Source organism: Deefgea piscis (assembly GCF_019665785.1).
Taxonomy (GTDB): Bacteria; Pseudomonadota; Gammaproteobacteria; order Burkholderiales; family Chitinibacteraceae; genus Deefgea.
Window position 1 is genome coordinate 3,217,293 of sequence record NZ_CP081149.1, and the last position, 14,774, is coordinate 3,232,066.

The window sequence follows — 14,774 nt, forward strand, 5'->3', positions numbered from 1 at the left end:
TCAATCTGTGCGCAGCAGCAAGGGCGAAAAAACCAAGTAATTCAACTTATTGCCTAGCACATCAGTCTGACTGATTTGCCACATCAAAAAAGACAATTAGCTTTCAGCACTGTAATCCCATAAATTTGATCTCAGATTATTTCCAACTCAGTTTCTTTGCTAAGGGGTTCACTCATGAGTGGTATCGATTCAGTATTAAAAGAAAACCGTTTATTCCAACCCTCTGATGAATTTCGCACCAATGCGACAGTCTCAGGCATGGAAGGCTACAACGCGCTGTGTGAAAAAGCCACAGCCGACTACGAAGGCTTTTGGGCTGATTTAGGCCGCAATCTACTGAGCTGGAAAAAACCCTTTACCCAAATTTTGAATCAAGACAATCCACCGTTTTTTAAATGGTTTGAAGATGGCTTGATTAATGTGTCGTACAACTGTCTCGATCGCCATTTAGAAAGCAAAGCCAATAAAGTCGCGATTATTTTTGAAGCCGACGATGGCTCAGTGACTCGCGTAACTTACCGCGAGCTGTATCACCGCGTTTGCCAATTTGCCAATGGTCTGAAAAGCCTTGGCGTGGTCAAAGGTGATCGCATCGTCATCTATATGCCACACACGGTTGAAGCCGTGATTGCCATGCAAGCTTGCGCGCGTATCGGCGCGATTCACTCAGTGGTATTCGGCGGATTCTCAGCTGGCGCATTGCGTGATCGCATCCAAGATGCTGCGGCTAAACTCGTTATTACCGCCAATGAATCCATCCGTGGCGGCAAACCAACACCACTCAAATCAATGGTCGACGAAGCCTTGGGCTTAGGTGGCTGCGATTCAGTCGAAAAAGTGATCGTTTTCCAACGCACTAGCAATAAACCAGAATATTGGAATGCAGAACGTAATGTCTGGTGGCACAAACTGGTTCAAGACCAAGCCGACGTGTGCGAACCAGAATGGGTTGAATCTGAGCACCCACTATTTATTCTATATACCTCAGGCTCAACGGGTAAGCCCAAAGGCGTGCAACACTCATCAGCAGGCTACTTGCTCGGCACGCAAGTGACGATGAAATGGGTATTCGATTACAAAGAAACTGACGTTTACTGGTGCACTGCCGACGTGGGCTGGATCACAGGTCACAGCTACATCGCCTACGGTCCATTGGGCATTGGCGCAACACAAGTGGTATTTGAAGGCGTGCCAACCTATCCAGATGCATCACGCTTCTGGCAAATGATTGAAAAACACGAAGTCACCACGTTCTACACCGCGCCAACAGCGATTCGTTCATTGATCAAACTCGGTGGCGATTTGCCAAAACAATATGATCTTTCATCACTGCGCCTCTTGGGCACGGTGGGTGAGCCGATCAATCCAGATGCATGGATGTGGTATTTTGAGACCATCGGTGGTGGCCGCTGCCCTATCGTTGATACTTGGTGGCAAACCGAAACCGGCTGCAATATGATTGCACCGTTGCCAGGCGCAGTTGCGATCAAACCGGGCTCTTGCACCTTGCCAATTCCAGGCATTATGGCCGATATCGTCGATGAATCTGGCGCACCAGTCACTGCTGGCAAAGGCGGCTTCTTGGTGATTAGCAAGCCATGGCCATCGATGGTACGTAATATCTGGGGCGACTCTGAACGCTTTGCCAAAACGTATTTCCCAGAAGACTACAACGGTAAATTGTATCTCGCTGGCGACTCAGCGCATTACGACGAAAACGGCTACATCTGGATTATGGGCCGCATTGACGACGTGCTGAATGTTTCTGGTCACCGCCTTGGCACCATGGAAATCGAATCGGCACTCGCCGCCAATCCATTGGTCGCAGAAGCTGCCGTGGTGGGTAAACCACACGATATTAAAGGCGAGGCTGTGGTGGCGTATGTGGTGCTCAAAGGTCAACGCCCAGAAGGCGACGACGCCAAACGCATCGCCAAAGAGCTGCGTGAATGGGTAGCGCATGAAATCGGCAAGATCGCGCAACCGGATGAAATTCGTTTCGGCGACAATCTGCCGAAAACCCGCTCAGGTAAAATCATGCGTCGTCTGTTGCGCGATATCGCCAAAGGCCAAGAAATTACTGCGGATACTTCAACCCTAGAAAACCCAGCGATTCTTGAGCAATTGCGTCAAAGTGCAATTTAATATCAAACTAATCTAATTCGATTACGAGAGTTGAACACCCCGTCCTTGTGGCGGGGTATTTTTTTGCTCGCCAAATTAGATCAAAACAAGATCACCAGCCATTACTTACAATTATCAATAAAAAATCAATTAAAGTTTAAATATATTAAGTCGATAAAAACTTACGTACAACTACTATCAAAAGTAATGGTGGCAATGTGCAAATCGCAAGCAACCTGATGTCATTGAATACGCAAAGAAACTTGGAGAGCTCCAGCAATGGAATGACCCAAGTTTTGGCACGTCTTTCATCAGGGCTTCGCGTCAATAGCGCCAAAGATGATGCAGCAGGTTTAGCAATTGGAACACGAATGGAGTCGCTGATTCGTGGTGATCGCCAAGCCCACCGCAATGTGAATGATGGCGTTTCTTTACTTCAAGTTGCCGATGGCGCAATGACGACAGCCACCGATACACTACAACGCTTGCGTGAGCTTGCAGTGCAAGCGGCAAATGGGACTTTATCCACGACAGATAAAGACGCGCTTCAAGCTGAATCCAATCAACTGCTAAGTGAACTCACTCGGATTTCTGAGCAAAGTGAATTCAACGGAAAAAAGATATTTGCGCAAAGCACTAGCAGCATTGGTGGCGACATCAATATCCGGTCAGTGATTGATGGACTTCGCCTAGGCTGGTTAGAAGAAGCTGAGACCAAAATTAAAGATCAATTTGGCATTATTGGCGATGGTGCAAAATTAATTGTCAATCTCAAAACCAGCGACGGTAAGAACGGCACCCTGGCGTCTGTATCTGGCGTTGGCGGTGCGGGAGGCAAAGTCGATAAGCAGTATCTGAATATCGATATGGCGGATTTTGTACCACCCAATCTTCCTGATGGCGGCTCAGAGCCGTTTTACAATGACCGCATCATTGCACATGAAATGGTTCATGCCGTAATGGGACGATCAATGAATTTTGTCCCGCTACCAAAATGGTTCAAAGAAGGCGCTGCGGAGTTGATTCACGGCGCAGACGAGCGCATCGTTAATGACTATAACGGCGGTGCTGGCTTGGCAAGTATTCTGACCGCATTTAATGCCGACGATGTGAGCGCAAGTGCGGGTTACTCGGCGGGTTATGCTGCACTGCGCTTTATGCATGAACGCATCAAAATGGCCGGAGGCGAAGGCGTCAAAGACATTATGGTCTACTTGAGTACAAATAATGGCAGTACGCTAGACCAAGCATTAACCAATGCTAGCTCAGGAGCCTTTGCCAATCTTGCGGGATTTAATACCGCATTTAACAGCAATGCCGGCACATTTATTAGCAAAATGAACCTTACCAATAACGATACGGGCGCGATCGGTGGATTTGATGCAGATAATAAAGCAGTCCAAAATGCCAAGGATATTCTTACAGACCGTGGGACCCAATTTTCCGATCAACCGCTGAAAGGATTCACCATTGAATGGCCAAGCGATATTAGTGGTGGCGCGGGTTTACAAGAATGGTCGTTGCAAATTGGTGCAGAACGAAATCAAACACTCACTGTGCAAATCGGTGGCGTTAGCGCTACAAATCTAGGTCTGGGTGATTTGGATCTGAATAAGCAAGCCACACTCGTCATTGCGCATTTAGATCAAGCCATTGAATATGTTAATGGCGAACGCGGACGTGTTGGAGCCAGCATGTCTAGGCTTACTGCAATAGGAGAGATGCTACAAACTTCAGGAGAAAACCTTAGCGCAGCACGGTCGCGAATCTTCGATACGGATTATGCCCAAGAAACGGCCACCCTAACTCGACAACAAATTCTCACTCAAGCCGGTACAGCCATGCTGGCTCAGGCCAATAATCTACCTAGTTTGGCACTCCAATTACTGCGTTAATGCGGTCATCTAACAATATCTAATCACCAATAAAGCTAAGCTTTACCCGCTTTTTTTACCCTGCCCTTGTGGCAGTTTTTATCTTTTTGCTCACATTTGCTCTGCAATTGACAGTGAATCTACAAAAAAAATCGAAGCGGATTCGCTTCGATTGCTGATTTTGTTCCCCATACCACAGCATGCTCTGTGGCCAAGCCATTAATGCACTGCGCCGCTGGCCTCATCCACAAACACTGTTCGCACTTCACCGGAACTAGTCAGCACTTTGACTCGCCAAACGGCTTTATCGCCCTCGATAAACTTCTCTGCCGACATCACTCGAGCGCCATTGGTTTTTTTCTGCGCCGCCGCAGCGGCATCATCACGACTGACCGCCGCCAATACCGAAGTCGCCATCAACAGACTGGCCATACACAACACAAATTTAAAGCGCTTTTTCATGATGAGCTCCTTTCACTTACTGCTATTGTACCGCCATCGAGCAAATAATAAATGTGAGTCAGCCGACAAATGACAAGGCAATAAGTCGCAATGGATGAACGCCAGCCCAAACCAAGCATGCCAAAGCACAAGTCAGCGCAGAAAATGAAGCATTGCCAGCAAAATTTGGATTCTAACTTGAGCCCTAAGCCACATCAGCCCACAATGTAACGTCTTGCTCGATATCAGGTTCGCCATGTTTGTTGAATACCCCAATTCGCCGTATAAGTTATTTCAGCCATTCCCGCCTGCAGGGGATCAACCCAAAGCCATCGAACAACTAATCGAAGGCTTGGACGATGGGCTCAAATATCAAACTTTACTCGGCGTAACGGGCTCAGGTAAAACCTTTACCATGGCGAACGTGATTGCGCGCACTGGGCGGCCGGCGATTATTATGGCGCCCAATAAAACCCTCGCCGCACAGTTGTATTCAGAGATGCGCGAGTTTTTTCCTGAAAACGCCGTCGAATATTTCGTCTCGTATTACGACTACTATCAGCCCGAAGCCTATGTACCTAGCCGCGATCTGTTTATCGAAAAAGACAGCGCGATTAACGAACATATCGAGCAAATGCGGCTTTCCGCCACTAAGGCGATGCTCGAGCGCCCCGATTGTATTATCGTCGCCACCGTATCGGCGATTTACGGGATTGGTGATCCATCCGATTATCACGCAATGATTTTGCATCTATCTGAGGGTGAAAAAATCGGCCAGCGCGACATCATCAAACGCCTCACCACCATGCAGTACGATCGCAATGAGATCGAGTTTGCCCGTGGGCATTTCCGCGTTCGCGGCGATGTCATCGATATATTTCCTGCGGAGAGCGCTGATTTGGCAGTGCGCGTGTCGATGTTCGACGATGAAATCGAACGCATCAGCCTGTTTGACCCGCTCACTGGCCACGTCAAGCAACGCATGGGGCGTTACACGATTTTCCCATCGAGCCATTACGTTACCCCGCGCGAAAAAGTGCTGGTGGCAATTGAAACCATTAAAGAAGAGCTGCGTGATCGCTTAGCGTTTTATTACCAAGAACACAAACTGGTTGAAGCGCAACGACTCGAGCAACGCACACGTTTTGATTTAGAAATGCTTGGCGAAATGGGTTTTTGCAAAGGCATCGAGAATTATTCACGGCATTTTTCTGGCAAACCGGCGGGATCAGCGCCACCCACTTTGCTCGACTATTTACCCAAAAATAGCTTGATGATCTTAGACGAAAGCCATGTAATGATCGGCCAAATCGGCGCGATGTATAAGGGCGATCGTTCCCGTAAAGAAAACCTCGTCGATTACGGCTTTCGCATGCCATCGGCGCTCGACAATCGCCCGCTCAAATTCGAAGAATTTGAGCGCTTAATGCCGCAAACAATTTTCGTTTCTGCCACGCCAGCGGCGTATGAAGCTGAGCATCAAGGGCAAGTAGTCGAGCAACTGGTGCGGCCAACCGGACTGGTTGACCCGCTGATTGAAGTGCGCCCAGTGGGCACGCAAGTTGATGATTTACTGTCTGAAATCAACATCCGTACCGCAATTGGCGAGCGCGTCTTGGTCACCACACTGACTAAAAAAATGTCGGAGCAACTCACTGAATATTTATCCGAACATGGCGTTAAAGTGCGTTATTTACACTCGGATATTGATACCGTCGAGCGCGTTGAAATCCTGCGTGATCTGCGTCTTGGCGTGTTTGACGTGCTGATCGGGATTAACTTATTGCGTGAAGGTTTGGATATTCCCGAAGTCTCTTTAGTGGCGATTTTGGATGCCGACAAAGAAGGCTTTTTGCGTAGTGAGCGCAGCTTGATTCAAACCATCGGCCGCGCGGCGCGAAATCTAAACGGCAAGGCGATTTTATACGGCGATCGAATCACCAATTCGATGGAAAAAGCCATCGGTGAAACGCAGCGCCGCCGTGAAAAACAAATTGCCTACAACGTCGAACACGGCATCACGCCGCGCGGCGTAGTCAAACGCATTAAGGACATTATCGACGGGGTTTACAACGCCGAAGAAGCGGTCGCCGCCAGATTGGAAGAGAAAAAAACGCGAATTGTGGCTGAAATGGATCAAAAGCAATTGGCAAAAGAGCTCAAACGCTTAGAAAAAGATATGCTCAAAGCCGCGCAGAATCTGGAATTTGAAAAAGCGGCGCAATTACGTGATGAACTCAAACAACTTCGCGAACGCGCTTTTGGTCACGATTAGGGTATATCTCTCTACTATATGAAAACAATCAGCCAGCTAGCAATACCCCTACTCATCATGACACTAGCTGGCATCGCTTCGGTGCAAGCGGCGGATGAGCAGCTCAACTCAGGCGCTTTTGGCGAGAGTACCCCCGATTTTTTGCAAGCGATGAATACCGAGCAAGCGTGGAAAACTTGGATCGTAACGCCGGTGCTCACTCGCCATTTTAATCGGCAAGCGGTGATAGACGATAATCTCAATGAGCGCAATCCCGGCTTAGGGATTGAGCGCAGCAATGGGCGCTGGCATTGGATGCTCGGCGCTTACCGCAACTCAATTCGGCAAACATCGGTCTACGCTCAGCTCGGTTGGACGCCACTGCAGTGGCAATTTAGCGACGCGGGTAATCTATCATTGGGCGCTGCCGCTGGCTTATTAACCGGTTATCACAATACCGAAAAAGGCTATCCCATCGTCCCAGCTGGCGGCTTTTTGGCTTCACTGGAAACGCCTTACCATTTTGGGGTGAACCTATTTGTTGTTCCCACGGTTAAAACGTTTCAAGTCGAAGGCTTTGTTGCGCTGCAGCTTAAAGCTTATTTTTAATCCTAAATCAGCGCCGGTTTCAGCGACACCACCCATTCACGCAAAGCTTGATCTAGCAATTCGGGCTTCAGTGGTTTTGCCAAAAAATCATCCATCCCAGCCTCAATACAGCGCAGACGATCTTCTGCCATCGCATTGGCCGTTAAAGCAATAATCGGCAACCGGGGCTGAGACACGGTTAATTCTTGCTGACGAATGCGCCGTGTGGCTTCAAGCCCATCCATCTCGGGCATTTGCATATCCATCAACACCACATCCACCGCTTGGCGCGCCAAAATCTCCAGCACCCATTGACCGTTTTCAGCGCTGATCACGGTATGGCCTTGTTTTTCTAATAAGCGCGTGGCCACCAAACGATTGGTTGGATTATCTTCGGCCAATAGCACCTGCAGTGGACGAATGGCTTCGAGCAGCGGTGGTTTCTCAATCACGACTTCACTAGCTGGCGCATAAGGCCATAGCAAATCAAACTGAAACGTTGTGCCACCTTTAGCATTGCCGCGGGCCACCAATTCGCCGCCCATGCCACGCACTAAACGCCGAGCAATGGTTAAGCCCAAACCCGTACCGCCATAAGCCCGCGTTGACGAGCCATCGGCTTGAACAAAGGCGTCAAAAATAAACGGCAGTTGCTCGGCGGGAATGCCAATGCCACTATCCATCACGGCAATTTCAATCCGGCAATGGCTCGCCTCGCTGTGGGTACGCACTTGCAAAGTGACTTCACCTTGCTCGGTAAACTTCAGCGCATTACCCAATAAATTGACCAAAACCTGCCGCAAGCGCAGCGCATCGCCCAATAGCGTTAAATCGGCGTCGCCTTGATAATCCAATCGCCACCGTAAACCTTGGTTTTGAGCGCGCAGGCAAAACATCTGCTCAATCTCAGCGAGTACCTGCGGTACATGCACGGTTTGCGCCACAATATCTAAACGATTGGCTTCAATTTTGGATAAATCCAGCACGTCATTGACCAGCGCCAGCAGCAAATCGGCCGACTGATTAATGACATCAACTTTTTCTTGCTGCAACGGCGTTAACGGGGTTTGCGCCAATAAATGCGCCATACCAACAATACCATTCATCGGTGTGCGAATTTCATGGCTAACATTGGCGATAAATTCAGTCTTGGCACGATTAGCTTGCTCAGCTTGATTACGCGCTACCGCCAAATCTTCAGCTAACCGCGTTTGCGCTAATTCCAGCTCTAAACTTTCAACAATGGTATCGCGGTAATTGGCCGCGCTTTTAAGCAAAGTAATAAACAAAAACACAAACATAATCCCTAACGTCATATTCATCGACGTTGGATCAAATAGCGCATTGAGCCAAATCGGCAGCGTCATAAAAAACGCATAAATCCGCATGGCATTGAGCATGGGCGATAGGACGGGCATCGAGCCAACAGTAAGGCCAGAAAAAATCAATGCCGTTAACACCGACAGCACAATCGGGCTAGATAGCATTAAATACGTGCCACCGATCGCCCATAGCACGCTGGTCATCGTCACGCCCTGCAAATGAAGCTTTTGCCAATATGTATCATCGCACTGCGCCGCATGCTGCCGATAGCGGCGAAACACCGATAATCGATACAGTGCAAACACACAAACGCAGAGCCACCACAGCAGTAAAAAACCACGCGAATGCGTATCAAAATGCAAAGCGAGTAAAGCAGTCGCCGCAACCATGCCAGCAAACTGCCCACTGATCGCTCCGCGATAACTTAAGGCAGTAATGCGTTGTAATACCACGGCATCTTTTAAATTCATGCTGATCACCACGCCAAGGTTTAACAATAAAAAAGCGGCCTAAGGCCGCTTTGAGGTATTTTCTCAAATTACACTAACAATTGTAAGTTTAATGCAATTTAAGTCGCAATTTGTTGCATTATCATGGCAATGCAATTACATGGTTTCCAATACTTTAATCCCCAGTAAATCCAAACCCGTTGCCAACACCTTGGCGGTTAAATCACACACTTTTAACCGCGATGCATTAGTCACGCCATCTTGATTGACTGGGCAGTTTTCATAAAAGCGCGAGAACATCGTCGCCACGCTATACAAATACGCGCACAGTAAATGCGGCTGGCTGTCTTTAGCAACCGCATGCACTACATCGCTAAAGCGCGCTAATTCCAGCGCCAAGGCGTGCTCAGCGGGCTCGGTCAACACAATCGCTGCGTCTTGATCGTAGGCTTCAACTTTACGGAAAATACTCTTCACACGGGTATACGCATATTGCAGATACGGCGCGGTATTGCCCTCGAAACTCAACATCGAGTTCCAGTTAAAGATGTAATCCGTAGTGCGGCTTTTCGACAGGTCGGCGTATTTCAAAGCACCGATACCAACGGCATTGGCGATCTCGCGACGCGTAGCTTCATCCAAGCTTGGATTTTTTTCCGACACCAGATCAAATGCACGTTGCTGCGCTTCATCGAGCAAATCGACTAATTTCACCACGTCGCCCGAGCGGGTTTTAAACGGTTTGCCGTCTTCGCCCATCATCGTGCCGAAAGCGATATGTTCCAGCGATACGCTTTCTGGCGCAAAGTGCGCTTTTTTGGCGATGGTAAACAATTGCTGGAAATGCAGCGCTTGGCGCGCATCGACCACATACAAGCAACGATCAATTTTTAGCTCACGAACCCGGAAACGGATAGCGCCCAAATCGGTGGTTGAATATAAAAACCCACCGTCTTTCTTTTGAATAATACTTGCTTGCGGCTCGCCGTCTTTGTTTTTGAACTCATCCAAAAACACCACTTGCGCGCCTTCGCTCTCCACCAGCAAGCCTTGCTGACGCAATTCATCGACGATAATCGGCAAATCAGCGTTATAAAAACTCTCGCCGCGCACATCGCCATCATCGAGCAACACATTGAGTTTTTGGTAAACCGCGTTGCAATGCGACAAGGAAACTTCAACGAAACGTTTCCACAAAGCATTCACCTCAGCGTCGCCGCCTTGCAGTTTCACCACATAATCGCGCGCGGTGTTAGCAAAGGCTTCGTCTTCATCAAAACGCGCTTTTGCGCGGCGATAAAAGCCCTCTAAATCTTTTAGCGCGATATCGGCATTGCCTTCTTGCTGCTGCTCGATCAAAAACGCCACCAACATACCAAACTGAGTGCCCCAGTCGCCAACGTGATTTTGCCGCGTCACATTCATGCCCACATAGGCTTGCACACGCGCCAAAGCGTCACCAATAATCGTCGAGCGCAAATGGCCCACGTGCATTTCTTTGGCCAAATTCACCGAAGAATATTCAACCATCACGTGCTGTGCTGCGCTTTGCTCAACGCCAAGATGTTCGTCTTGCAGCGCCGTTGCTACGCGATCGGCCAAAAACGCATTATCCAGTTTGATATTAATAAATCCTGGGCCGGCGATTTCCAGCGAGCTGGCGATGCCCGCCAAATCCACCGCATCGATGATTTTTTGCGCTAACTCACGTGGATTAAGCTTGAGCACTTTGGCTGCGCCCATCACCCCGTTCATTTGATAATCGCCAAACTCAGGTCGGCTGGCGGCTTGCACCAAGGGCTGTGCATCAGGCGCACCGACCGCAACCAAGGCCGCCGCAAAGCGAGAATTTAATAAAGGTAATAAAGACACAGGCAGCTCCGAAAAAAACCAACGCCGCACCAATGCTGCGACGTAAAAAATGAATTACCCGCAATTCTACGGGTGGGGGGCAAGACGGGCAAACCGAAAACCGTATTTTAATACCAAGTCGATCAATTAATTTGCCAGCCACTAGCGAAGATGATCTGCCAGTAGCATCAAAAATACGCTGAATTTAAAAAACTGCCACACTAAAACTAAGCAGCACCAGCCCCGCAGCAACGATACAAATCATCCACATTGCGCGAATAAAAAACAATAAAAAACGCCGACTTCTAGTCGGCGTTTTGATGTATTGCTCTGTAGCTCATATTTGATATGGCCTACATTAAAATACCCATTAGCGCAGGGCTTGCAAGGCGGCAATGCGATCTTCCATCGGCGGGTGCGAGCTAAACATCGCAGACCATCCGGCTTTATCGGCAATCCCCGATGAGGCCATCGTGCTTGGTAAAGCATTGGGCTCCATGCCACCTAAGCGGCGCAAGGCATCGACCATTGGCGCTGATTCACCCAATAATTGGGCAGCACCCGCGTCAGCACGAAACTCGCGTTGGCGCGAGAAATACATCACGATTACGCTGGCCAAAATACCAAATACGATATCGCACACCACCACGGTAATGTAATACCCCATGCCCGGACCAGATGATTCTTCGTTGTCGCGCTTTAAGAACGAGTCAACCAGATAGCCGACCACGCGCGCCAAGAAAAATACGAAGGTATTGACCACGCCTTGGATCAAGGTCAGCGTCACCATATCGCCGTTTTTCACGTGCGCTACTTCGTGCGCCAATACCGCTTCGATTTCACGATGCGTCATGCTGTAGAGCAAGCCCGTTGACACGGCAACGAGCGAATTATTTTTACTCGGGCCGGTGGCAAAGGCATTCGGTTCGCCTTCATAAATCGCCACTTCAGGCATGGCGATCTGGGCGCGTTGCGCCAACTTGGCGACGGTATCAAACAGCCATTGCTCGTCGGCATTACGCGGCTGGGCGATGACTTGGGCGCCGGTACTCCATTTGGCCATGGTTTTGGACATGGCTAGCGAAATAAACGCCCCACCAAAGCCCATTACCGCAGCAAACATCAGCAACATCGGCAAATTCAAGCCGTTGGCGCTCATAAAGCGATTTAAACCAAAAATATTTACAAAAATACCTAAGACCACCATGATGGCAATATTGGTGCCAATCAGTAATAGCGTTCTTTTCATCCATTATCTCCTGTGTTGTTTGGCGCTTAGACCAATCCGAATCGGAATTGGTTCCTTGCGCTTGGCGGTACGGGCAAAATAGTAAACCGTTACAGCTGCAATGAATACGGCCATCAACATTAAACTAAAACTCATTGATCTTCCTTTATTGTGCAAGCCCACCTGCATTCAGGTGAATTTAATCTTTATCGTGGCGAAATAAATCAAGCCATTTTGCTACGCGAGAAGTCAGCTCACTTCTCGCGACTCGCGTCTGGATTGCTTTAGGATGGCGTTGCCAGCATATGGTTGGCCTCTTCGGCATATTGCATTTCAGTCGCGAGTAATTTTCGACTCGCCACGCTGCGGGTTATTTTTTGTCGTTTGGCGTTTAAGCGCTGCAGGGTTTGTGCTGCACGATGAATGGCTTTATCGACCACCGCGCGTAAATCACTGCCGCGCTCGTGAACAATCACCGATTCATGGCCTGGCAAGATGAGTTTCACTTGTACCGACTTATCATCGCCCCCTTTAGGGCCATTTTCATCGCTTAAGCGCACAGTAATTGCGCCAATCCGGCTTAAGGTTCGATCTAGTGCGAGGCGTAAACGATGCAAAATATAGCTGTGCATGGTGTCATCAATCGAAAGCTTGTGAGTCAAAATAAGTGGTCGCATTGCTCGATCTCCTGCTGGTTAGTCCAAACTTAATATCTACCCCATCGGACCGCCTGATCACGCGACAGCCATGTAAATCACTTCACGATGATACTGTGCGCTAGCTGCTGTGAATGAGGTAGTGCATTCACCTTAACGTATATTTTCTATCGACAAAATCAGAGCATAACTGATTAACCCTCAACTTTTCTCGATACAATTACCCGTAAAATAAATCGAACTAAGTCGCAAATCCCCACTCAAAGACCACCTGAATCAGTGACTTTCAGCTATTGATTGAATCCTACTGCCGCCATAACAACGTTTTACAGCGTGCGCAGCCAATACGATGACGACGACCAGTCGATTGCCACCGATCTAAATCAATTTGCTCGGTGCCACCACACTGAAAGCAGCCAATACGCTCGCCATTGACCCACTCTGAATAACAGCGCCGATAACTATTTTTATCTAATAGGTAATGCACCTTGTTTCGTAACCACGGCAAGTGAGCACCCAATGAATACAAGAACCCCAAAAAATAGATCAAAACCAGGCTAATCAAAAATAACAAAATACGCATCAATCTGATTCCCGCCATAAGCGATTTTTACATTGCCGGCACATCATCTGCCGCCGCCAATCGGTGTATTGCAATAAGCCCAAATCCAAATGCTCAGTCGAGCCGCAATGGCAACAAAGTGTTTGTTCGCCGCGCACGCATTGCGGATGCTGTTGCCGATATTGCGCCAATGTTGGCAAGCGCTCCCAATCGGTTTGCGCTGCTGGGTTGTAGATCACGTAATACCAAAACAAGGTCGCCAGCAAGACAACGGTCACGATGCCCAATCCAGTCAACATGGCTTTCTCTCGTATCGATTTATGATGCTGTAATTTTAAACTGACTTTACAGAATCCAACATCAGGCTTACATTGCGGCATCATCAGTTTTTTCCGACACTCGCGTATGCATGATTTAATCAATTACCGGCATTTGTATTATTTTTGGGTGGTGAGCCAAGAAGGCAGTATCAGTGCCGCTGCGCGTAAACTTGAGATGACGCCGCAAACCATTAGCAGCCAATTGGCGCGCCTTGAAGCGCAAATGGGTAAATCGCTATTTACCCAAGTCGGTCGGCAATTGGAATTAACTGAGGCAGGACGTAGTGCGCTGCCGTTTGCTGATCAGATTTTTATGCTCGGCGAGCAAATGCAGCAAACCTTGGCCAGCGACAGCACGCCCCGGCAGCGCTTTAATATTGGGGTGGCCGATGCGCTACCCAAAACCGTTGCCCAGCAACTCTTGGCCAAGACGCACAATGACCATACGCGGCTGTGCTGTACTGAAGGCTCGCCCGATGAGCTGATGGCCAAGCTGGCGCTGCACCAGCTGGATGTCGTGCTAGCAGATCGCCCTGCAGCGCACGGCGCACTTCGCCTCGAAAGCCAACGACTGGCGCAATGCCCAGTGATGATTTTAGCCAGCCCAGCGCTTGCAGCACGTTATGGAGAAGATTTCCCAGCCTGCCTCAATGGTGCGCCGATGCTGCTACCGACTCGCGATAGCACGCTGAGAATTCAATTGGATATCTGGTTTTCGGCACAGCAAATCGTGCCCGATATTGTCGGAGAATTTGCCGATAGCGCTTTGATGCAAGCGTTTGGTATTGCAGGTATTGGCCTCTACCCTTCGCCTATTATTATGCCTGAGGCAATACCTAGCGAGCAGTTGCAAAGCCTAGGGCATCTTGATGGACAGTATGCCGATTACTACGCGATCTACGCGCCCAAAAAAATCAATCACCCGGCCTTAGATCAACTGCTGCATCAGTGCGCCCAAGAACTGTAACGCGCCAATGATCTAACGGCGTTGCAGCTCCAGCTAACGATCGCGACGCAACACAATCGCGACGCAACAGCCAGCCACGTCGCGCCCAGCAGATATCACTGATTGCCAGCCTCGGCGTATTCACGCCGAGTACTTAT

The 14,774-nt window shown here is 49.0% G+C and carries 11 protein-coding genes; 5 read left to right on the plus strand and 6 right to left on the minus strand.

Annotated features, from left to right (window positions below; genetic code table 11):
• The first annotated feature begins 174 nt into the window (after positions 1 to 174).
• Positions 175 to 2,145, plus strand: coding sequence for an acetate--CoA ligase (gene acs, locus K4H25_RS14980; RefSeq protein ID WP_221021207.1), 1,971 nt, complete (start codon positions 175 to 177; stop codon positions 2,143 to 2,145).
• A gap of 197 nt (positions 2,146 to 2,342) precedes the next feature.
• Complete coding sequence (locus K4H25_RS14985; RefSeq protein WP_255587747.1) at positions 2,343 to 4,019, plus strand: flagellinolysin; 1,677 nt, start codon at positions 2,343 to 2,345, stop codon at positions 4,017 to 4,019.
• Between the two features lie 198 nt (positions 4,020 to 4,217).
• On the opposite strand, the gene K4H25_RS14990 is transcribed toward K4H25_RS14985, so the two are convergent.
• A complete protein-coding gene (locus K4H25_RS14990) occupies positions 4,218 to 4,460 on the minus strand; it encodes a PepSY domain-containing protein (protein WP_221021209.1) in 243 nt (80 codons plus the stop codon).
• 235 nt (positions 4,461 to 4,695) lie between these two features.
• On the opposite strand from K4H25_RS14990, the gene uvrB reads away from it, so the two are divergent.
• Complete coding sequence (uvrB, locus tag K4H25_RS14995) at positions 4,696 to 6,714, plus strand: excinuclease ABC subunit UvrB (protein WP_173532268.1); 2,019 nt, start codon at positions 4,696 to 4,698, stop codon at positions 6,712 to 6,714.
• Between the two features lie 18 nt (positions 6,715 to 6,732).
• A complete protein-coding gene (locus K4H25_RS15000; protein WP_221021210.1) occupies positions 6,733 to 7,302 on the plus strand; it encodes a hypothetical protein in 570 nt (189 codons plus the stop codon).
• A 2-nt stretch (positions 7,303 to 7,304) separates the two neighbouring features.
• On the opposite strand, the gene K4H25_RS15005 is transcribed toward K4H25_RS15000, so the two are convergent.
• The 5 genes from K4H25_RS15005 to K4H25_RS15025 all read right to left on the minus strand — a co-directional run bounded on the left by K4H25_RS15005 (position 7,305) and on the right by K4H25_RS15025 (position 13,649).
• Positions 7,305 to 9,074: a response regulator gene (locus K4H25_RS15005; protein ID WP_221021211.1), complete on the minus strand. Its 1,770-nt coding sequence runs from the start codon at positions 9,072 to 9,074 to the stop codon at positions 7,305 to 7,307.
• A gap of 135 nt (positions 9,075 to 9,209) precedes the next feature.
• The gene (gene argS / locus K4H25_RS15010; RefSeq protein ID WP_221021212.1) at positions 9,210 to 10,925 is read right to left on the minus strand and encodes an arginine--tRNA ligase; all 1,716 of its coding nucleotides are present in this window, start codon (positions 10,923 to 10,925) and stop codon (positions 9,210 to 9,212) included.
• 349 nt (positions 10,926 to 11,274) lie between these two features.
• Positions 11,275 to 12,153 carry a protease HtpX gene (htpX, locus tag K4H25_RS15015; RefSeq protein ID WP_221021213.1) on the minus strand — a complete coding sequence of 293 codons (879 nt, stop codon included), beginning with the start codon at positions 12,151 to 12,153 and terminating at the stop codon, positions 11,275 to 11,277.
• Between the two features lie 263 nt (positions 12,154 to 12,416).
• Positions 12,417 to 12,809 (minus strand): HPF/RaiA family ribosome-associated protein, encoded by a 393-nt coding sequence (locus tag K4H25_RS15020; protein WP_182075573.1) that lies wholly within the window; start codon positions 12,807 to 12,809, stop codon positions 12,417 to 12,419.
• A gap of 561 nt (positions 12,810 to 13,370) precedes the next feature.
• Positions 13,371 to 13,649: a hypothetical protein gene (locus tag K4H25_RS15025; RefSeq protein ID WP_221021214.1), complete on the minus strand. Its 279-nt coding sequence runs from the start codon at positions 13,647 to 13,649 to the stop codon at positions 13,371 to 13,373.
• Between the two features lie 106 nt (positions 13,650 to 13,755).
• Here K4H25_RS15025 and K4H25_RS15030 point away from each other — a divergent pair, with 106 nt between their 5' ends.
• Positions 13,756 to 14,637 (plus strand): LysR family transcriptional regulator, encoded by an 882-nt coding sequence (locus K4H25_RS15030; RefSeq protein WP_221021215.1) that lies wholly within the window; start codon positions 13,756 to 13,758, stop codon positions 14,635 to 14,637.
• Positions 14,638 to 14,774 lie beyond the last annotated feature (137 nt).

What these genes read in the sequence shown, in the direction of transcription:
- acs (WP_221021207.1), top strand. Translation starts at nt 175, where the DNA reads ATGAGTGGTATCGATTCAGTATTAAAAGAAAACCGTTTATTCCAACCC.
- K4H25_RS14990 (WP_221021209.1), bottom strand. Translation starts at nt 4,460, where the DNA reads ATGAAAAAGCGCTTTAAATTTGTGTTGTGTATGGCCAGTCTGTTGATG.
- uvrB (WP_173532268.1), top strand. Translation starts at nt 4,696, where the DNA reads ATGTTTGTTGAATACCCCAATTCGCCGTATAAGTTATTTCAGCCATTC.
- K4H25_RS15000 (WP_221021210.1), top strand. Translation starts at nt 6,733, where the DNA reads ATGAAAACAATCAGCCAGCTAGCAATACCCCTACTCATCATGACACTA.
- K4H25_RS15005 (WP_221021211.1), bottom strand. Translation starts at nt 9,074, where the DNA reads ATGAATTTAAAAGATGCCGTGGTATTACAACGCATTACTGCCTTAAGT.
- htpX (WP_221021213.1), bottom strand. Translation starts at nt 12,153, where the DNA reads ATGAAAAGAACGCTATTACTGATTGGCACCAATATTGCCATCATGGTG.
- K4H25_RS15020 (WP_182075573.1), bottom strand. Translation starts at nt 12,809, where the DNA reads ATGCGACCACTTATTTTGACTCACAAGCTTTCGATTGATGACACCATG.
- K4H25_RS15025 (WP_221021214.1), bottom strand. Translation starts at nt 13,649, where the DNA reads ATGTTGACTGGATTGGGCATCGTGACCGTTGTCTTGCTGGCGACCTTG.
- K4H25_RS15030 (WP_221021215.1), top strand. Translation starts at nt 13,756, where the DNA reads ATGCATGATTTAATCAATTACCGGCATTTGTATTATTTTTGGGTGGTG.